Genomic DNA, 20,622 nt, shown 5'->3' on the forward strand with positions numbered 1-20,622 from the left:
TCTTAAATCTTATCTGTTTATTGTTTATTTTGTAGATAATTCACTTTCCGTAACCCATTTGTGGTTTTTCACTATTTCTCCACCTGAAGTTGGTGTGTAATCGACCATATATACAGTTGTTAGTTCTGCTGAATCAATATCTGCAGCAGAACCTTTCATTCCAGCCATGTGGTCAGCTTCAATCGCAACCTTTGTCCCCGGCTCTAAAATTTTATCTCCAGCATCTTTCAACTCTTCTTGAATGACCCACTTATGATTTTCTACTCTTTCTCCGCCAGATATTGGTGTGTAAGAAATGATATAGGCAATCGTATCATATGCACCAACGATAGTTGCCTCTGCACCTTTCATTCCCTCCATATGATCTGTTTTAAGAATGGCTTGACTTCCAACTTCATAGGTCGGATTATCAGCTACTTTCACGTTTTCTGGGACTTCACCTGTACTAGAGTGATTCATGCCTGAATGATCCATCTCGATGTTTTCATGTTTACTTGCTTCCTTGTCATCACTGGCACACGCCGACAACGTAAATGCAGTTGCTAATGAGACAATTCCAATTACTATTTTTTTCATCATTAACCTCCTACCTTGAAATTCGTTCTTATCCGTTAGGTCTATTCTTTTCTAGTTTCACTTTTTGAAGACGCAATGCATTCAAGACAACTGATACAGAACTAAATGCCATTGCTGCTCCTGCTACCCAGGGTGCAAGTAAGCCTACCGCTGCAATTGGTATACCTAATACGTTATATCCAAACGCCCAGAATAGATTTTGTTTAATATTCCTCATTGTCTTATGACTCATGATGATAGCATCGGCTATGCTATTTAAGTCCCCCCGGATCAATGTGATATCTGCAGCCTCCATTGCAACGTCGGTTCCTGTTCCAATAGCCATACCTATATCCGCAACTGCTAACGCTGGCGCATCATTAATACCATCTCCAACCATCGCTACCTTCTTACCAGCAGCCTGAAGTTTTTTTACTTCTTCCGCTTTTCCTTCCGGAAGTACCTCGGCAATAACATGATCTATACCGACCTCTCGACCAATTGCTGTTGCTGTACGTTGATTGTCACCTGTCATCATAATTACTTCAATATTCATATCATGTAAACGCTTGATAGCTTTCTTTGAAGTCTCTTTAACGGTATCGGCAACAGCTACTAGACCTGCATACTGCCCCTCAATACTTGCAAGCATTGCTGTTTTCCCATTAGCCTCAAGCTCCTCCATCACAGGTAATACATTCAAAATATCAACATTGTAACTATTCATGAGTTTTCGAGTACCTACAAGTATTTCTTTGTTATCAACAACTGTTTTCACTCCATATCCTGGAATTGCTTCAAAGCTCTGAACTCCCTTAAGTAATATTCCTCTGTCTTGGATACCTTTTACAATTGCTTCTGCGAGTGGATGTTCCGATTGTTTTTCAGCGGCACCGATTAAAGAAAGAAACTCTTCTTCCGCTATGCCACTTGCTACAACTATATCCGTTAGTTCTGGTTTACCATTTGTAACAGTTCCTGTTTTATCTACAATGACTGTATCTATATGATGAGTAGTTTCTAAATGCTCTCCGCCTTTAAACAAAATCCCGAACTCCGCTGCACGACCTGACCCAGCCATAATAGATGTAGGGGTAGCAAGTCCTAGCGCACATGGGCATGCAATGACAAGAACAGCAATAAGAGCTTCCAGGGCAGGCGTGACTTCACCTGGATTCACCCATATTATCCATACTAAAAAAGTGAGAATCGCAATACCAATTACAATTGGCACAAACACACCAGAGATTTTGTCAGCAAGCCTTTGAATCGGAGCTTTCGATCCTTGCGCATCTTCTACTACTTTAATAATTTGAGCAAGCGCAGTATCTCTACCAATTTTTGTAGCTTTCATTTTTAGAAAGCCATTCTTATTAATAGTTGAACCAAATAATGCATCACCAATAGCTTTGTCCACTGGAATACTTTCGCCAGTTAGCATAGATTCATCGATAGCAGTATTTCCTTCTACAACTTCGCCATCAACTGGTATCTTTTCACCAGGCTTTACTAATATAGTATCTCCCGTTACAACTTCTGCTAAAGGTATTTCTATTTCAGTTTCATTTCTAATTACTAAGGCAGTCTTAGCTTGAAGTCCCATAAGTTTTTTAATAGCTTCAGAGGACCGTCCTTTTGCTTTTGCTTCAAACAATTTCCCTAATATAATAAGGGTGATTAGCACCGCACTCGTTTCAAAATATAGATTTGCTGTATGGTGTTCACCCGTAGTAATAATTGCTTGATAAACACTATAAAAATAAGCAGCGGAAGTACCCATTACTACTAAGACATCCATGTTGGCACTACCGTTTCTTAATGCTTTATATGCACTTACATAAAACTGTCTCCCAATGATAAATTGGACAGGTGTTGCCAAAGCCATCTGCACCCATGGATTCATAAGGAATTCAGGCATATATATAAATGATGTGAACGAAAAATGACCGACCATCGTCCACAATAATGGGAGAGACAAAATCGCAGAGATAATAAATTTTTTCTTTTGTTTTTGAATGGCTTGTTCTCGGTAGTCAACAGCCTGTTTTTCGTCCTCTTTATTGATGGCCCCATAACCTAATTTCTCTACTCGCCCTATAATATCTGCAACTGAAATCTGAGCAGGGTTATATTCTACCGTTGCATTTTCTAGTGCCAGATTAACGTTCGCCAAGGTTACTCCCTCTAGCTTGTTAAGCCCTTTCTCAATTCTTGTAGAACATGCAGCACAGGTCATTCCCGTAATGACAAATTCTTTGTTTTCCTTGACAACACCATACCCTAAGTCTTGTATTTTCTGTTCAAAGTCTTTATTACTCAATTTTTCAGGATTGTATTTAATCAATGACTTCTCCAGTGCCAAATTTACATTGGCTACTTCTACACCGTCCATTTTATTTAGCCCTTTTTCGATTCTAGTCGCACAGGCAGCACAGGTCATTCCAGTGATTTGTAAACTAGTTTCTTTTGTTTCACTACTCATTGTAACCTCTCCTTTATACCACCTGGGGGTATAATTATTTGAAAGAAAGAGAGTGCTATTTAGCACTCTACTGTCCTTACACTATATCGTAGCCTTGATCATCAATTGTTTCTTTAATTACCTCTAGTGACACTTTATCTTCTTCAAATGAAATGTCTACTTTTCCTGACTCTAAGTGAACTTTCACTTCATTTACTCCATCTAACTTCCCTACACTGTTTTCAACAGAACTAACACAATGACCACATGACATTCCTTGTACGTTTAATGTTACTTGGTTAACCATTTAAAATTCCTCCTCTTATTTTTTCATTAATTTTTGTATGGTAACTAATAATTCATCGAGTACTTCATCATCGCCTTCTGCTAGCCTGTCGACTACGCAGCCTTTTAAATGCCCTTGTAAAAGTACTTTTGCTACACTATTTAGCGCGGACTGAGTTGCAGAAAGTTGAGTAATAATATCATCACAATAGACGTCTTTGTCTACCATGCCTTTTATCCCTCGGATCTGACCCTCAATACGATTTAACCGATTCGTTAAATCTTTTTTTATATGTTCAGGATGATGACTTTTTCTACAAGAATTATCAGATGTGATTGTCTTTTCTTCCATTACACTATCCAACTCATCAACCTCCTATACTTCTTATTCACATTGTATAGTACCTATAGGGGGTATGTAAAGTATTACGTTTTATTAATTTAGCATAAATGTAAAAAAACTAAGTGTCAGAAGAATCCTAGCAATAACGGTGAGTATATTGATTGACAAAGTACTTAAATGAACTTAATATGTATATATGAATATATTATCATATAACGTTTAATAGAAATGTAAAAATAACGGAGGGATTAATATGGCGGATAATCATAACCATGCACATGGGGCAAATAAGAAAGTATTATTGATCTCATTTTTTATTATTACCACCTATATGGTTGTAGAAGCTATAGGCGGATATATGACAAATAGTCTAGCCCTACTATCAGATGCTGGACATATGTTAAGTGATTCTGTCTCACTAGGGATTGCCCTATTGGCATTTACATTTAGCGAAAAAGCAGCAGATGCTAACAATACTTACGGCTTTAAACGGTTTGAAATTCTAGCAGCAGTATTCAACGGTGTAACGTTGATATTAATTGCACTATTTATATTTTATGAAGCATTTGAACGCTTTACTAATCCACCAGTAGTCGCAACTACGGGAATGCTTGTTATTAGTAGCATCGGGTTAGCTGTCAATATTCTTGTTGCGTGGATTATGATGCGTGGCAGTGATACGAAAGATAATTTAAATATGCGCGGGGCATTTCTTCACGTGATTAGTGATATGTTAGGCTCTGTCGGTGCAATTATTGCAGCCTTATTAATCATGTTCCTTGGTTGGGGTTGGGCGGATCCATTAGCAAGTGTCATCGTTGCAGCACTAGTTTTACGCAGTGGTTACTATGTAACGAAAGCTTCTTTACATGTACTGATGGAGGGTACACCGAGAAATGTTAGTGTAAATGACGTCGTTAAGACAATTGAACAGACAAACGGAATCATAAGCGTTCATGATTTACACATTTGGTCTATTACAAGTGGTTTAAATGCTCTTTCCTGCCATGTCGTTGTCGAAGATCAATTGATGATTGTAGAAGGCGAAAAGATGCTACAGAAAATTGAGCATGATTTAGGACATAAAAATATACAGCATGTGACGATTCAGTTTGAAACAGCTTCTCACAACTGTGATAATTCCATTTTATGTACTGCTAAAGCAGAAGGACCTGATCCACACGCACATCACCACCACTAATTTAAGTATAAACGGAGGTATGAAAAAGTATGCGAGAAGAAGTACAAACGAACCCACATGATTTGGATGAAGAAACGCTGTTTGTCGTATCCCAGACATTTAAAGCTTTAGGTGATCCAACACGTATTCGGATATTAAATTTACTTTGCTGCAAAGAGTATTCAGTAAATGATATTGCAGAGGAACTAAACTTAGGCCAGTCTACAGTATCCCATCAACTTCGGTTTTTGAAAAATCTACGTTTAGTAAAATTTCGCCGTGAAGGCACAACCTTATATTATTCAAGTGCTGACGATCACATTATGAATCTGTTGCATCAAGCAATTGACCATGCAAAACATTAATAATGTAATCTCTCCAGCTAGATCTAACGGTATTATTTTTTACTAAAGAAGAACGTTATATAAAGTAAAAATACAATCCTATACATCCAAAGCTAATAGTAGAAATTAGTAATACATTGGAAGTATCCTTAATCGATTCCATAATTACTTCTTTCACAATAATCATATAGATTGTACCCGCAGCCAAACTAATTGAAAATGACCATAAAAAAGGATTATCGTTTCCTAATGTACTACCAAAATAAGCTCCCAATCCTACAGGAGCTGCAACAAGTAAGGAAAATATGAACCAGGACCAAATCTTCTGACCGGCAACAAACAAAAGAGTAAATACAATTATGCCTTCCGGTATATTATGGAGGAGAATGGCTTGAAGCATTGAAAATTCTACTGCTGTATCATGTGTAGAACCCAAAACAATCCCAATCGGCAAATTGTGGAATGAAATACTGAGTAATAAGAGGATTCCTGCCTTCGGAGGAAGACCCTTACGCTGATCCGCGGTTTTTCCAAGTAAGGTTGTCAAAATAATATGTGCTGCTTCAAATAATAGAATTCCCACAACAAAACCAAATATGAAAGTAATCCAATTTCCTAGCTCTATTGCTTCTGGTGCAATTTCAAAACTCAATATGCCAAGAGTTAGCCCCGCACAAACACTGTAAATAAAATCTGTTTTGTGCTGGAAACCCTTCGTGCTCCAAGCTATATACCCACCTATACTAAAGCCCATCGCAGTACACAAATAACCAATAACCCAGATGAAAGACACTTAACCATCCTTATGATTTGTTTTTACTTTATATGGGTTTTCTAAGGTATTTATGAAGATCTCTAAAATTAATATTTACTTCTGTAAGGGTAAATAAAAAGAACTTGAGGGTTCAAGTTCTTTTTAACTCTTGTACTTACCATACATTAAATCATTTCCCAGTTTCAGCAAAACGCTTAATTCTTTCACCAACTTCATCACGAACTCGTTGGAAGGTTGTCCACTTCTCTTCATCCGTTCCTTCTGCTTTTGCAGGGTCTTCAAAGCCCCAGTGATCACGTTTTACATGTGGTGGTGTCATTGGACATTTATCTGCAGCGTCGCCACAAAGGGTCACCACAAAATCTGCATTATTGAGTGTTTCCATATTTATCATATCTGAGGTCTGGGTAGTAATATCAATTCCGATCTCATTCATTGCTTTAACAGCTTTCGGGTTTAAACCATGTGCTTCAATGCCCGCACTTAGAACTTCCCACTCGTCACCTAAATATCTTTTTCCCCAGCCTTCTGCCATTTGGCTTCTGCACGAATTTCCAGTACATAAAAAGTAAATTGTTTTTTTAGACATAAATTAAGTACTCTCCTTTAGTTAGAACGATTTTAACGAAATGTAAAGACCTAATAAGGTAATGAATAAAATTGGAATCGTTAAGACAATACCTGTTTTAAAGTAAGTGCCCCATGATATCTTCACACCCTTTTGAGATAAAACATGAAGCCAGACTAAAGTTGCAAGAGAACCAATCGGTGTTATTTTAGGCCCTAAATCAGAACCAATCACGTTAGCATAAATAAGTGCTTCGCGAATGGTACCAGAAGTATTCGTTTCCGCAATCGCTAATGCATCGATCATCACGGTTGGCAAATTATTCATCAGCGATGACAGGAAGGCTGCAATGAAGCCCATTGACATCGTTGCTGCGAATAGACCTTGTTCTGCAGCTACCTCAATCACACTTGCTAACACACCAGTCAGTCCAGCATTCCCTAGACCGTAAACGACCACATACATGCCTATTGAGAAAAACACAATATTCCATGGCGCTCCTTTAATAACAGTTCTTGTATTAACCGCATTACTTCTTCTAGCCATTAAGATGAAGAAAATCGCTACTATTCCAGCAACTATGGAAACTGGAACTTGGATAAACTCACTACTAAAATAACCAATAACTAATAAAGCCAGTACAAACCATGAAAGATGGAACATTTTAATGTCTTTAATAGCCTCTTTTGGTTCTCTAAGTTTGGATAAATTATATGATCTAGGAATACTTTTTCTAAAATAAAATAGTAATACACTGATAGTAGCAATCAGTGAGAATATATTAGGAATAATCATTCTTGTTGCATATTCAACAAAACCGATATGAAAGAAATCAGCTGAAACAATATTAACAAGGTTACTAACAACAAAAGGTAATGAAGTCGTATCTGCTATAAACCCACTCGCCATAATAAATGGGAAAATCATTTTTTCGTTGAAATTTAAGTTACGAACCATTGCCAAAACAATTGGAGTTAATATTAACGCTGCTCCATCATTCGCAAAAAAGGCAGCAACTAAAGCACCCAACACACTTACATATATGAACATCTTAAACCCATTGCCTTTTGCAACCCTTGCCATATGTAATGCAGCCCATTCAAATAAGCCAATCTCATCTAATATTAAGGAAATAAGTATAATTGCAATAAACGATAGAGTAGCGTTCCAAGTAATGTCTACTACTTCAAGGACATCACTAAAACCAACAACTCCCACTAATAACGCTATAACGGCTCCTCCACAGGCTGACCATCCAATATTCAAACCTCTTGGCTGCCAGATTACGAAGATAAGCGTTATTATAAAAATTAATGATGCTAAAATAACTGGTGACAAAATACAAACCTCCCTTATTCACATGAGATGCGTAATCCCTGTTTTTCTAATTGTTGTAGTTTAAAATCTTGGTTTGGTAGGTGGTCCATCAAGCTCTGAACAAATGGAAGAATATCACTATCCCTATTTAAAGAATAAATAATCCATTGACTCCTTCTGGTTTCACACACTAATCCAGCTTCTTTTAACTTCTTTACGTGCTGGCTAATAGCGGGTTGACTCACTTTAAATATTTCAACGAACTCACAAACACAATAATCATGTGCCTCTAACATTTTGAGCATTGTTAACCTTGTTTTATCTCCTAACAATTTTAATATCATTGCAGCTTTCTCTATTTCAATTGTCCATAACTCCATGAGGTACCTCCTTAGATCAGTAAATGACTATTATATAAGCATCTCCTTATATAATAGTTTGCTTATGTATGAATTTCAACTGTTTTTATATGACATTAAAAAAGAAACACATCATTTCATTGTTCATGGCTTGTTTAACCATTAAAAATAAGGACACCAAACGCTATCTGATTGACACCCTATTTTTATGCAACATTGATAGTCTTCCACACGAACTATGGGGGAAAAAACTTCAATTAATTTAATTGCAACGTATTAGTTACTATAATTTGTGAGCAGATAGCTAGTTGGGAAAGATGTGCTGAACGTGTTAATATGGAAATATACCTAAATTATGGAGGTTATTTTATGAATATTGAATGGGTATTAATTACATCTTTCATTTTATTAATCTTGGGATTATCACTTATTATTTTTGGTCAATCTAAGAAGATCCACGTTTTGAAGGTAGAGAACCAGAAACTGCGCCCCAAAGAAAACAATGATGAATTAATCGCTTTGGTTCGCGAAAAATTAAAAACTCTTGGTGTTGTTAAAACCGTGAAGTATCTAAGGGAACATAGAGGCATGTCCATGATAGATGCTAAGCAACTTGTTGATACCTTTAAAAATTAATTTACGCTAATCAGATGCAATTGCTAATATCGCCTATGGTCTGATAAAACTTAATTGCTTCGTAAGGTTAACCAGATTTTACTGGTTAACCTTATTTTAATACGATTCAATATATTAGAAGCCGCGTTGACCTTTTAGAAGATAGGTAAAAACTTTTCTTTAGTAATGAATCTCAAAGGGTTACCTTTCTAAACACCAATAAAAAAACTGGTTAGGGTAACCTAACCAGTTTTACGTCACGACAGAGTATTTGAGAACTGCCAATTACCATTAAGTTGGTAACCTATATCTTTTCTCAAAGTTCTAGGGTCTCACTCACCAACCATACCGTCCTTATCAGCATCGTGCATATATGGATATATCCAATGATCACTCGTTATTGGCATACTAAAACCTGCTGCTTTTGCTTCTTTAATCGTCACCTGTCCATTACCGTTTGTATCAACACTAGAAATATCGCCGCTTGTAGTTGAACTAGTTGACTCAGCAGGCTCACTACCAGTTAGACCGAGTGATGAATTTACCTCATCAGGGTTTACATTGTCAAATGTATCAACGATTACGTTACCCTTTACAGTATAGGTATACTGATAACTGGAAGGAATTTGCGTTTCCGTATTCGGATATGTGATAATTGCTTCAAAATTAGTAGCTCCAGCTGCTCTACGGATCACGTCTTCCATATAAGCTTGATCACCATGTCGGTTGAGCGTACTATCTTGTGGTGTAATATTATAGGCATTCGATACCCCTCCGAGAGAATCAGCAATTATATGTCCTTCATCTAAAACGTCACTTTCGACTCCAGGAACCTTTGCCTCATCACGATAGTATCTGCCAGACGATAATACAGGTTCTTTACTGTCATCTTGTAAAATGATTTGGTCCGCAATGACACGTACTAGTTGCCCGTACTCATTAGTAAATGCCCAATATTTACGGTCCCCATAACCAATATCAACAACGACTTTAGGTTCACGATGTCCAGACAAATCACCACCATCAACTTCAATAAGTTTGTATCCTGAAAAAATATCATTATTTGATTGTGCTGGTGTCTCCTTTTCTACTGGTTCATCAATAACCGTAGCGTTAGCTTCTTCTTTTTCACTATTTATATTTGTCTCAACTGTGGTTGCTTCTTGTAGGTCTGTTTCTACATCTGTAACGGATGCATCTTCTAAGTTGGTACAACCAATCATTAAGAAGGTTGTTAAAAGTAAGATTATATAGCTCATTTTCTTTTTCATTTAGGACTCTCCTATAATTGCTTCATACTGTTCATTCTAAAAATCTGGGAATGTTGACTTATGGATAATAGAGAAAAGACCTTACAGGCATCCACTTGATTCAAGTAAAGCACCATATAGTTCAAGCGTATTTGTAAAAAGACATAAGTATTCAACAAAAAATCACCTCTCTGTTAAACTAGAGAGGTGTTTTAGCATTCTTTTATAAATTTCGGTAACCTACTATAATGTCACTGGACATCAAAATATATTACTTTAACTCTATTCAACTGTTACTGATTTAGCTAGATTTCTAGGTTTATCTACGTCGCAGTCTCTGTGCAATGCTGCATAATAGCTAATAAGTTGTAATGGAATTACGGCTACTAGTGGAGCGAAGAGCTCGTTTACTTTTGGCAGTACGTAACGATCTCCTTCTTCCTCATGGCCTTCCATTGCAATAATACATGGGTTAGCGCCACGTGCAACTACTTCTTTTACATTACCACGAATATTAAGGCTTACTGCTTTTTGTGTAGCTAGAGCGATAATTGGTGTACCGTCTTCAATAAGAGCGATAGTACCATGTTTGAGCTCTCCTCCAGCAAATCCTTCTGCTTGGATATATGAAATTTCTTTAAGTTTTAATGCACCTTCTTGGCTTACGTAGAAATCTACGTTACGACCAATGAAAAATGCATTTCTAGTAGTAGCTAAAAACTCTTTCGCGATTTCTTCCATTTCTTCTTTAGAATCTACAATTGCTTGAACAGCATTGGCTACAATTCCTAATTCTTTTACAGCATCATAGTCTAATGTTTTCCCTTGAGCAAGTGCGTATACAGAAGCCGTTACCATTAAAACAGCAACCTGTGCAACATATGCTTTAGTGGAAGCCACAGCAATCTCCGGACCAGCATGAAGTAAAAGTGTGTGATCTGCTTCACGGGAAAGAGTAGAACCTGGTACGTTAGTCATCGTGATCGTAGGGTAACCTAATTTTTTAATCTTTACAAGAACTTGTCTGCTATCCGCAGTTTCTCCTGATTGTGTTAGGAACATGAAGATTGGTTTTTCAGAAAGTAGTGGCATATTATAACCGAATTCACTAGAAATATGAACCTCTACTGGTATACCTGCAATTTTTTCAAAGTATTCTTTTCCGATTAATCCACCATGATAGCTTGTTCCTGCTGCAATAATATATAGGCGGTCAGCGTCTTGCAGTGCTTTTAAAATAGCAGGATCAATTTCAAGTTCCCCTTGCTCATTTTGATAAGCTTGAATAATTTTACGAATAACAGCTGGCTGCTCATCGATTTCTTTTAACATATAGTGAGGATATGTTCCTTTTTCAATATCGCTCATATCTAGTTCTGCTTTATATGGAGCACGTTCAACTTTTGTGCCTTCCAATGTTTGAATTTCTACAGAATCTTTGCGTACGATTACGATTTCTTGATCATGAAGTTCCACATATTGCTCAGTTACTTGAAGCATCGCCATTGCATCCGAAGCTACAACATTGAATCCTTCTCCAACACCAACTAGTAATGGTGATTTGTTTTTTGCTACATAAATAGTATCTTCGTCTTCATTATCCAGTAAAGCAAGTGCGTACGAACCATGTATTAAATGCAATGTTTTGCGAAGTGCATCAACTGTAGATAATCCGTCTTTAGAAAAACGCTCTATAAGTTGTACAATTACTTCTGTATCTGTCTCAGAAGCCATTTCCACGTCCGATAAATAAGCTTTTTTCATCAAATGATAGTTTTCAATTACTCCATTATGCACTAATGTGAAGCGTTTAGTTGTACTTTGATGAGGATGTGCATTTTCATGGTTTGGTACTCCGTGAGTTGCCCAGCGAGTATGACCAATTCCAATAGTTGCCGCTACTTCTGTATCTACTACGCCACGTAAATCCGCAATTCGACCTTTTTCTTTAAATACCATAACTCCATCTTCGTTAAGCACAGCAATACCTGCTGAATCATAACCGCGGTATTCTAACTTCTCTAACCCTTTTAATAAAATTTCTTTTGCATCTATTTCTCCAATATATCCAACAATTCCACACATAATTTAAATTCCTCCGTTTACATTCATGTCAAAATAAGCTCCCTACACAAGGCGTGTAGTAGCCAATTAAGCAAAGAATGCCTTCTATTCCACCTGTCATTCGATCACTCGAATGTTTTATGAAAAAGAATAACAACCGGGCAAATACGGTCGGGAGGCATCCGCCGAAATTTCGATAACCTCCACCTCGTCTGCTGAAGATGATTTTCCGTCCAATTTCTTCAGCTCTGGCGCTATAATTGTTTTCTATGTTTTACGCGTTACCTGTCCTCCACTTCTACGCGGTTACTAATACTAGATTAGCAACTTCTACATTATATATGTTCATAGTATGCTCGTCAATTTAATGGGTGTAGGGGACTTTAACCGACTAAAAGAGCCATTACTATGGTAATGGCTCTTTTAACACAAGATATTCTCTTACCATGCTGCAATTGAACCATCCGTACGTGACTCTGTTCCTCCTTGTAGAACCCCAGTTTCAGCATTCCGCCAAATAATCTGACCTCTGCCGAATGTCCCACCGTCCGAAGCAATCTGAACTTGATGCCCTCTTCCTATTAGACTTTGTACAAGATAGCTAGGGAATTCTGGTTCTACATGAATTACTTTCCCTTTTATCCACTGCCATCGAGGCATATCTAATGTAGCCTGTGGGTTTAGCATATAGTCTACTGTATTCGTCACAACCTGGAAATGCCCTTGTGGCTGCATATATCCACCCATTACTCCGAAAGGTCCTACCGCCTTCCCATTTTTGCTTAAGAAGCCTGGAATAATAGTATGTAATGTTCTTTTCCCGGGCTTTAATATATTTGGGTGCGCGACATCTAAAGAGAAGTCATGCCCTCTATTTTGCAAAGCGATTCCTGTATTCGGAATAACTATCCCTGATCCAAATCCCATATAGTTACTTTGGATGTAAGAAACCATATTACCTTCTTCATCTGCTGTCGCTAAATATACCGTTCCACCTTTAGGGATGTAATAAACTTCTGGATTGCCTGATTCTTCGTTTATTACGTTGGATCTTTTATTCGCGTATTCCTCTGATAATAATTGTTCTACGCTTATCGGCATTTCCGCAGACTCCGTTATAAAAGCTAACCCATCTGTGAAAGCTAACTTCATCGCTTCTATTTGATGGTGGAGAGTTTCCTTACTTTGCCATCTCGGTTCCCCTAAGTGCTTGTATATATTCAGTGCCATTAATGCAACCATTCCTTGTCCATTTGGCGGGATTTCCCAAACATCATAACCCTTATAGTTGACCGAAATAGGCTCTACCCACTCCACCTTGTATTTACTAAGATCTTCTTTCGATAAATAGCCTCCATGTTTTTTCATAAACGTATCGATTTTGTCGGCAGTTTCCCCCTCATAAAAGTCACGGGCATTCGTTTCTCCTATCGCTCGAAGTGAACGTGCGTGATTAGGAGAGCTCCACATCTCGCCTATTTCTGGAGCTCGTCCATTTGGTGCAAAGGTTTCAAACCAAGCATTAAATTCCTCTGAAGTAAATGTAGTTTTATATTTATCATAGGCTATTTTCCAGTATTTTCCTAGAATTGGAGTTAACGGGTATCCTTCTTCTGCGTATTGAATAGCAGGTTCTAAAACTTCTTGGAGCGAGAGTTTACCAAATCTTTCTGATAAGGCAGCCCAAGCAGCAGGAACTCCTGGGACGGTCACAGGAATCACACCGTGAACAGGCATTTCATCATACCCTTTTTCTCTTATCGCTTCTGGGGATATCGACTGCGGTGCAGGACCAGATGCGTTTAAACCGTAGAGCTTATCTTTTGTCCATACTAACGCAAAAGCGTCTCCGCCAATTCCGTTAGAGGTGGGTTCTACAACGGTAAGTGCTGCTGCCGTAGCAATTGCCGCATCAATTGCATTACCACCTTTTTTTAAGATATCTAATCCTGCCTGAGCAGCTAAAGGCTGTGAAGTTGCTACCATCCCCTTTTTAGCAAATACCGTATGACGCTTTCCTTGAAACGGGTGATGTAAATAATCCATATGAACTCCCCCTCATACCTTTATACCGGTATGATTTAATTCCTTAAGTATAATAAAAGAAATGCCTAAAATAAATAAGAATATTCTATCAATTAAAAGAGCATCTTCCAATAAAAGGAGATGCTCTTAATAATTTTATATAGTTTATATTACTAATTAACCTAACAGCTTAACGATTTCTCTATTAAACGCTGGAATATCGTCTGGTGTACGGCTTGTTACCAATTGATTTTGACAAACGAATACTTCTTCGTCATGGAATTTTACACCGGCATTTTCTAAGTCCACTTTGATCGACTTATATCCTGTCGCATCTCTACCATCTAACGTCTTCGCAGTGATGAGTAATTGTGGACCATGACAAATTGCAAACACTGGTTTTTTCTCATCCATAAAATACTTCGCAAATTGAACAAAACGATCATCTGCTCGTAAAATATCTGGTGAAAATCCTCCAGGTATAAATAATGCGTCAAAGTCTTCAGGTTTTACTTCGTCAATGCCATAATCGATTTTCACCGTAGCTTCGCCGTTTTTCCCTGTTACCTCTTTACCTGCTTCTTTTTCAATTGCAAATACCTCATGTCCTGCATCGTTTAGTGCTTGTGCTGGACCTGTGTATTCTACGTCCTCAAACATATTTGTGATTAATGTTGCTACTTTAGCCATTTCCTCACTCCTTAATTGTTTGTACACTCTTACTATTCCACTAAACTTTACCTGATAAACATAAAATTTTTTAGCGTAACTTTTTCATTTCCTGAGCCACTTGATGGGCTTCAGGTGAAGTTTCTTGATGAAGCTGCGTTATGATGTTGGCATAATCTCTGTCATTTCGATTCTGGCTCATTTTATAGGCTGCTTGAATGTCTGTAACGGTAAGTTTGAATCCAACTATACCTTTCAATTCCCGTTCAAGAAGCTCAGGTGATAGTGTCTCCCACAATACCGGATGTTGTCGATGATGCTCATATACGTGTAGAAGCGTCTTCAAATCGTCTATTAGTTCCTCTTGCGTTTGGAGACTAACATTCCCATACACATGAACGGACTGATAGTTCCATGTCGGGACTTGCTGCTCTTCATACCATGAAGAAGAAATGTAGGAATGAGGTCCCTGAAAAATTATCAAGGATTCCTGCTCCTCATTAAGCGTGCGCCACTGTCGGTTACCATATGCCAAATGCCCACTTACCACAATTTCTTCTCCTTCGCGTTTAACCATTACAGGAATATGCGTTGCTACTGGTCTCCCTTTATCTGTTGTAACCAATGTTGCAAACGTGTGTTGCTTAAGAAAGGACCAAATTTCTTTCTCGTCATCTACTTTAAATCGTTTAGGAATATACATAGTTACCTCCTTTATTTGTCTATGGTCTTTAGAAACTCACTCGCTTTTATTCATAATATCATAAAATCCCTAACTCTTCGAAAAGAGAAAGGGATCGATATTAGTAATTTACATAGCTCGCAGAGGTTGAAATGTGATTCTTTACACTTATTCTTCAAGTCCCATTTCAGCTTTTACAACTTCTACGATGCGGTTTACGTAGGTTTCGCATTCCTGTTCAGTTGCTGCTTCTACCATTACGCGAACCAATGGCTCAGTACCCGATGGACGTACAAGGACACGACCATTTCCAGCCATTTCACTTTCTACTTCACTAATAATAGCTGCTACTTTTTCATTTTCTGTTACCGCATGCTTATCTGTCACTCGAACATTTATAAGTTTTTGTGGATAGATTGTCATTTCAGCAGCAAGCTCGGAAAGTTTTTTCCCTGTTACCTTCATAATATTCACGAGCTGTAACCCAGTCAACAAACCGTCACCTGTAGTATTATAGTCAAGGAAAACGATATGTCCTGACTGCTCCCCACCTAGGTTATAGCCATTCTTTTTCATTTCTTCTACTACATATCTATCTCCAACCGCTGTTTTTACACTAGTCATATCATGTGTTTCTAATGCTTTATAGAAGCCCATATTACTCATCACTGTGGAAACAACTGTCCCGTTATTTAAACGTCCATTTGCATGAAGATGTTTGGCACAAATATACATAATTTGGTCACCATCTACAATTTGTCCTTTTTCATCTACTGCAATCAGACGATCTCCATCCCCATCAAAAGCAAGCCCTACATCTGCTCCTTTTTCTAGAACAAACTTCGCTAAGTTTTCTGGATGCGTAGAACCAACACCATCATTAATATTCAACCCATTTGGTGAAGAACCCATTGTAGATAGATCAGCATCTAAATCAGCAAATACATGTGTTCCAAGAGACGATGTTGAACCATTTGCACAGTCAAGAGCTACATGAATTCCTACAAATTCCTCATCTATTGATTGTTTCAAGTAATGAATATACTTTTGACCACCCTCGAAGTAATCAGATACAGAACCAACATCTGCCCCAGTTGGACGTGGTAATTCATCTATATCTTGGTCTAAGAGCTGCTCAATTTCTTCCTCTTGTCCATCAGATAATTTAAATCCATCCGACCCAAAGAATTTTATACCATTATCTGCCATAGGATTATGAGATGCAGAGATCATTACTCCGGCACTTGCACTCATAGCTCTCGTTAAATAAGCTACAGCTGGTGTACTAACAACACCTAGACGCATTACTTCAACCCCAACAGATAATAGACCAGCAACTAGTGCTCCCTCTAGCATATGACCAGATATACGAGTATCTCGACCAATTAACACTTTCGGACGATCTGTTACATCTTTCGTTAGTATATAACCACCAACTCTACCTAATTTAAATGCAAGTTCTGGTGTTAGCTCTGAGTTTGCTACTCCTCTAACTCCATCTGTACCAAAATATTTTCCCATTTATTCTCTCTCCTTAAAATCCTGTTGTACTATCTATAAAGATTCTTTAACTGTTAGGACTGCTTCTTGTTCAGAAGTTTGCCATTCTACATCAGAAGAACCCTCTACTTGTATAGGGAGAGTACTTTCTCCGACTTCGGAATTAGTTGCTTCTACATATACAGATAGATTATTTAATTGAAGCTTATTTAAGGCCTCTGTGGTCCCTTTAGCAACGACTGTCACGATGCCATCCTTAGGTTTTTCAAAAAAACTTATCAGCTGCTCAGGTAAGCCTCTTACGGTTATGGGTACTTGCTCAAATGACTTTTCTGAAATAGTAGAAACAGGTTCTTCCTGTTCCACTGTTTCTTCTGAATCAGGCTCATTCACAACTGTAACATCACCAGTAATCTCTATTACCTCTTTTGACAGTTTTGTAACCCCTTCTGGTAAAGCTAATTTCATATCAAAGCTACCAGACTTCTCTATTTTACTTAGATCTACATCAACATTTAGTTGATCTATTTTATCAAGGACTGCTTTTGGTCCATATAATCGAATTGAATCTGTCTTTGTAGTGAGCTCATTTATGGTGACCCCTTCTTTGGGATTACCTTGTTTTACTAGAGCTAACGGTACCACTTTACTATACTCTTCTATTTTCACACTTACGTGAACAGAGCTTGGTTCAACGACAACGTCTAACTTATTTAAGTCAAGATCGAGTACTTTGACTGTTGTATCCTGTTCAAAGGACTTATTCATGCCTTGATCTCCTGCGACTGTTGCTTTTACATAACCTATGCTATTGATAACACTTTTTGCTCCAGTAATGGTTACTTTTTGTGGTTTTACTTCATAGGACTTCACTACATAGTTTTCAGCCAACAATCCTTCATTCATATCTGTTTCAACATTAAACTCTCGAGAAATACGCTCTTCAATCACTACATCTACATATTGAGGATCTGTTCGCACATTAAGCTTTTCTATGAAGTTTTCAGTTGAAACCGGAACTCGATGAGTACCTATAGTTAGTTCCCGAAGATCTACAAAAACTTTAAAATCTTTCATCAACTTAGCCGATAATACTAAGTTTTTAGGACCTTCAACATTTACGTTGACGGTCTTTGGTGGACCAGTTACAACCAGGTTTTCATGGTCATAATAAACTTCTAGAGGGATATCACGAATGACATCAACGTCATTACCACTTGCATTCTTATTATCGCTTTCTAATTCACTTCTCACACTTATAAAAAGTGCGATTGCTAATATTAGTGCAGTTATCCGCAAGAACCATGGATTATTCATCATTTTATCCATTTTGTTTCCCCCTCCATAACCATTTAGAAGAAGTTACTTGCTCTTCCACTGGAAACCAAAGGCGAGTTAAATGGGTCTCAAATTCCTCTAACGATAAATCTCTTCGTAAATCTCCATTGGAGGTTAAACTAATCGCCCCAGTTTCTTCTGAAACAACAATCGTTATCGCATCTGTCACTTCACTTAAACCAATTGCAGCTCGATGCCTCGTACCTAATTCTTTCGATATGAAAGGACTTTCAGACAAAGGCAAATAGGATGCTGCTGAAGCAATTTTATCTTTTTTTATAATAACGGCCCCATCATGAAGTGGCGTATTTGGAATGAATATATTAATAAGAAGCTCTGATGTGATATAAGAGTTTAACGGAATACCCGTTTCTATATAATCGGTCAAACCGGTTTCTCTCTCTATGGAGATGAGGGCACCAATTCTTCTCTTTGCCATATAACTAATCGATTTCGTCATGGCTGTTATGAGTCGACCTTGTTCTTCTTCCAGCTGCATGGTGCTTCTAGAGAATAACTTCCCTCTACCGATTTGTTCAAGTGCTCTTCTTATTTCCGGTTGGAAAATAATAATAATAGCTAAGAACCCAAACTCAATTACTCGATCCAATAACCAGTCAAGCGTATTTAAGCCGAAAAAGTCCGTCACAACTCTTGCAATAACAATCACAAAAATTCCTTTTAACAATTGAACTGCTTTAGTTCCTTTAATCAAGGTAATAACCTTATAAATAACAAACCATACAAATAAAACATCCAAAATATTTACAATAACGTTTACTGGCATAAGGTCTGTAAATTGCTCCATAAACGACATGTGGCATCCCCCACTTTTCCTCACTAATCCATTCTAAATAAGTATAACATAATTACGATAATCCCTCGCTTTTGGAACACAAAAAGTCTATCCAATAATATTTATGGATAGACTTTCATTTCTATTTGTCCTCTTTTTCAAAGAATGACACAACATTCTTCGCACCGTCTTTAATGTGGAACCATAGCCAGTCAAATACTTCATTGATTTCTTCACTAGTTCCGGTAACATTCGCAGTAGAAGCCATATATGCAGTTCCATTGATAATCGTTAAGTTTCCATCTAATTCTCCGTCAATCTGAACATCCCCGTTTCGAACAACCAGATCTCCCTTAACGACTTGTCCTTCAGGTATAATAACTGTTTCTCCTTCTACAAGAACGTTTTCTTGCTTAGTAAAGGAGAATTGTTGCTCATCATTAAAGTTCGTAAAAAGTGCACTACTCATCAATAATAAGAACATTGCAGCAGCTGCAAGAACTGGATGACGTCGCAACCATTTACTAACCCCTGCAGAAGATTTTTCTTTCGGCAATCTAGCTATAACCGAATGATTGAAATCATTTGGTGCCTCTATGTGAGCAGCTCCTTTGACGAAAGCAACAACATCGCTTAACTCATGCATATGAGCCTGGCAAGCTTCGCATGATTGCAAATGAGATTTAAGTTCCAGCTCATGTTCACGGCTGATTTCACCATCTAAATATTCGTGCATAAAGTGAACAATTCGTTCTGGACACGCATTCATCTTGATTCCCTCCTATATTATATATGAGGCTGTCTGCTTAACTGTTTTCTAAGCGCTTCTCGTCCTCTATGAATCCTTGTTTTAACTGTTCCAAGTGGCAAATCTAATATCTCGCTTATTTCTTGCAAAGATAATTCTTCCATATACTTTAATACAATAGCCGATCTATATTTATCGGGAAGTCTACTAATTTCATACTGTATACGCTCCTGTAGTTCCAGTTTCATGAGTTCTTCTTCTGGAAGTTCATCAGAGGCTGCGATTTGAGAATACATATCAAGGCCTTCTGTACCTCTTACTTCTGCATCTAAATAGTAATCCGGCTTTTTTTTACGAATACGATCAATACATAAATTAGTAGCAATTCTATACAGCCAAGTTGAAAATTTTCTTTTTTGATCGAACGTATGAATATTGATGAAAGCACGGACAAACGCCTCTTGAGCTATATCTTCTGCTTCATGACGGTTCCCAAGCATCCTAAAGCACACTTGAAATAGTCTATGCTGATACAGGTCGACAATCTCCGCGAATGCGTCTTTATCACCCTTTAATACTTGTTTTATTCGTTTATTCACTAACGCATCCATCGTGATATCTCGCCTCCGCCCCATGCGGCTGTCTTACCTTTACGTATGAAGGTATCCACAGGTTTCATTTATTTATAATATCTTAATATTATCAAACTTTTCCAACTTTGTCTGGATTATCAAAAAGAAAAAGCAGA

21 protein-coding genes are annotated in these 20,622 nt (G+C 37.7%); 3 read left to right on the forward strand and 18 right to left on the reverse strand.

From position 1 onward, the window contains the following. Positions 1-24: 24 nt before the first annotated feature. The 4 genes from MHI40_RS18220 to MHI40_RS18235 all read right to left on the reverse strand — a co-directional run bounded on the left by MHI40_RS18220 (position 25) and on the right by MHI40_RS18235 (position 3,653). Positions 25-576: a YdhK family protein gene (locus tag MHI40_RS18220; RefSeq protein WP_340763982.1), complete on the reverse strand. Its 552-nt coding sequence runs from the start codon at positions 574-576 to the stop codon at positions 25-27. A gap of 28 nt (positions 577-604) precedes the next feature. Continuing rightward, a complete protein-coding gene (locus MHI40_RS18225) occupies positions 605-3,037 on the reverse strand; it encodes a heavy metal translocating P-type ATPase (RefSeq protein WP_340763983.1) in 2,433 nt (810 codons plus the stop codon). A 76-nt stretch (positions 3,038-3,113) separates the two neighbouring features. Beyond that, a complete protein-coding gene (gene copZ / locus MHI40_RS18230; RefSeq protein WP_093537371.1) occupies positions 3,114-3,323 on the reverse strand; it encodes a copper chaperone CopZ in 210 nt (69 codons plus the stop codon). Positions 3,324-3,338: 15 nt separating this feature from the next. Further along, positions 3,339-3,653, reverse strand: coding sequence for a metal-sensing transcriptional repressor (locus tag MHI40_RS18235; RefSeq protein WP_340764593.1), 315 nt, complete (start codon positions 3,651-3,653; stop codon positions 3,339-3,341). Between the two features lie 244 nt (positions 3,654-3,897). Between MHI40_RS18235 and MHI40_RS18240 the strand changes: the two genes are divergently transcribed. Then, a complete protein-coding gene (locus tag MHI40_RS18240) occupies positions 3,898-4,845 on the forward strand; it encodes a cation diffusion facilitator family transporter (protein ID WP_093537370.1) in 948 nt (315 codons plus the stop codon). A 29-nt stretch (positions 4,846-4,874) separates the two neighbouring features. Next, positions 4,875-5,189 carry an ArsR/SmtB family transcription factor gene (locus MHI40_RS18245; RefSeq protein ID WP_093537369.1) on the forward strand — a complete coding sequence of 105 codons (315 nt, stop codon included), beginning with the start codon at positions 4,875-4,877 and terminating at the stop codon, positions 5,187-5,189. A gap of 55 nt (positions 5,190-5,244) precedes the next feature. Here MHI40_RS18245 and MHI40_RS18250 read toward each other — a convergent pair whose 3' ends face one another. From MHI40_RS18250 to MHI40_RS18265, 4 genes are all read right to left on the reverse strand, one after another. Then, on the reverse strand, positions 5,245-5,961 hold the full coding sequence (locus tag MHI40_RS18250; RefSeq protein WP_340763988.1) for a ZIP family metal transporter: 717 nt from the start codon (positions 5,959-5,961) through the stop codon (positions 5,245-5,247). Between the two features lie 151 nt (positions 5,962-6,112). Then, the gene (arsC, locus tag MHI40_RS18255; RefSeq protein ID WP_340763990.1) at positions 6,113-6,532 is read right to left on the reverse strand and encodes an arsenate reductase (thioredoxin); all 420 of its coding nucleotides are present in this window, start codon (positions 6,530-6,532) and stop codon (positions 6,113-6,115) included. Positions 6,533-6,553: 21 nt separating this feature from the next. Continuing rightward, positions 6,554-7,849 carry an arsenic transporter gene (locus tag MHI40_RS18260; protein WP_093537366.1) on the reverse strand — a complete coding sequence of 432 codons (1,296 nt, stop codon included), beginning with the start codon at positions 7,847-7,849 and terminating at the stop codon, positions 6,554-6,556. 14 nt (positions 7,850-7,863) lie between these two features. Next, entirely contained in the window at positions 7,864-8,208 is a 345-nt protein-coding gene (locus MHI40_RS18265; protein ID WP_093537365.1) for an ArsR/SmtB family transcription factor, read from the reverse strand. Between the two features lie 348 nt (positions 8,209-8,556). On the opposite strand from MHI40_RS18265, the gene MHI40_RS18270 reads away from it, so the two are divergent. Continuing rightward, a complete protein-coding gene (locus tag MHI40_RS18270; RefSeq protein ID WP_093537364.1) occupies positions 8,557-8,823 on the forward strand; it encodes a hypothetical protein in 267 nt (88 codons plus the stop codon). Between the two features lie 311 nt (positions 8,824-9,134). Here the strand turns inward: MHI40_RS18270 and MHI40_RS18275 are convergent, their stop codons facing one another. From MHI40_RS18275 to sigW, 10 genes are all read right to left on the reverse strand, one after another. Further along, a complete protein-coding gene (locus MHI40_RS18275) occupies positions 9,135-10,073 on the reverse strand; it encodes a DNA/RNA non-specific endonuclease (protein ID WP_340763993.1) in 939 nt (312 codons plus the stop codon). 261 nt (positions 10,074-10,334) lie between these two features. Next, the gene (gene glmS, locus MHI40_RS18280) at positions 10,335-12,137 is read right to left on the reverse strand and encodes a glutamine--fructose-6-phosphate transaminase (isomerizing) (RefSeq protein ID WP_093537362.1); all 1,803 of its coding nucleotides are present in this window, start codon (positions 12,135-12,137) and stop codon (positions 10,335-10,337) included. Positions 12,138-12,557: 420 nt separating this feature from the next. Continuing rightward, a complete protein-coding gene (locus MHI40_RS18285) occupies positions 12,558-14,162 on the reverse strand; it encodes a gamma-glutamyltransferase family protein (RefSeq protein ID WP_340763995.1) in 1,605 nt (534 codons plus the stop codon). A 156-nt stretch (positions 14,163-14,318) separates the two neighbouring features. After that, positions 14,319-14,831: a type 1 glutamine amidotransferase domain-containing protein gene (locus MHI40_RS18290; protein ID WP_093537360.1), complete on the reverse strand. Its 513-nt coding sequence runs from the start codon at positions 14,829-14,831 to the stop codon at positions 14,319-14,321. A 70-nt stretch (positions 14,832-14,901) separates the two neighbouring features. Further along, positions 14,902-15,513, reverse strand: a complete 612-nt coding sequence (locus tag MHI40_RS18295; protein WP_093537359.1) for an FMN-binding negative transcriptional regulator — start codon at positions 15,511-15,513, stop codon at positions 14,902-14,904. 147 nt (positions 15,514-15,660) lie between these two features. After that, positions 15,661-17,013, reverse strand: coding sequence for a phosphoglucosamine mutase (glmM, locus tag MHI40_RS18300; protein ID WP_093537358.1), 1,353 nt, complete (start codon positions 17,011-17,013; stop codon positions 15,661-15,663). A 33-nt stretch (positions 17,014-17,046) separates the two neighbouring features. Further along, the gene (locus tag MHI40_RS18305; RefSeq protein WP_340764000.1) at positions 17,047-18,321 is read right to left on the reverse strand and encodes a CdaR family protein; all 1,275 of its coding nucleotides are present in this window, start codon (positions 18,319-18,321) and stop codon (positions 17,047-17,049) included. Next, a complete protein-coding gene (gene cdaA, locus MHI40_RS18310; protein ID WP_093537356.1) occupies positions 18,314-19,147 on the reverse strand; it encodes a diadenylate cyclase CdaA in 834 nt (277 codons plus the stop codon). Before cdaA ends, MHI40_RS18305 begins: the two co-directional genes overlap by 8 nt. Before the next feature lie 121 nt (positions 19,148-19,268). Continuing rightward, entirely contained in the window at positions 19,269-19,895 is a 627-nt protein-coding gene (locus tag MHI40_RS18315) for a zf-HC2 domain-containing protein (RefSeq protein WP_093537355.1), read from the reverse strand. 17 nt (positions 19,896-19,912) lie between these two features. Continuing rightward, positions 19,913-20,485 carry an RNA polymerase sigma factor SigW gene (gene sigW / locus MHI40_RS18320; protein ID WP_093537354.1) on the reverse strand — a complete coding sequence of 191 codons (573 nt, stop codon included), beginning with the start codon at positions 20,483-20,485 and terminating at the stop codon, positions 19,913-19,915. Positions 20,486-20,622 lie beyond the last annotated feature (137 nt).

The organism is Psychrobacillus sp. FSL H8-0510, assembly GCF_038008345.1.
Taxonomy (GTDB): Bacteria; Bacillota; Bacilli; order Bacillales_A; family Planococcaceae; genus Psychrobacillus; species Psychrobacillus psychrotolerans.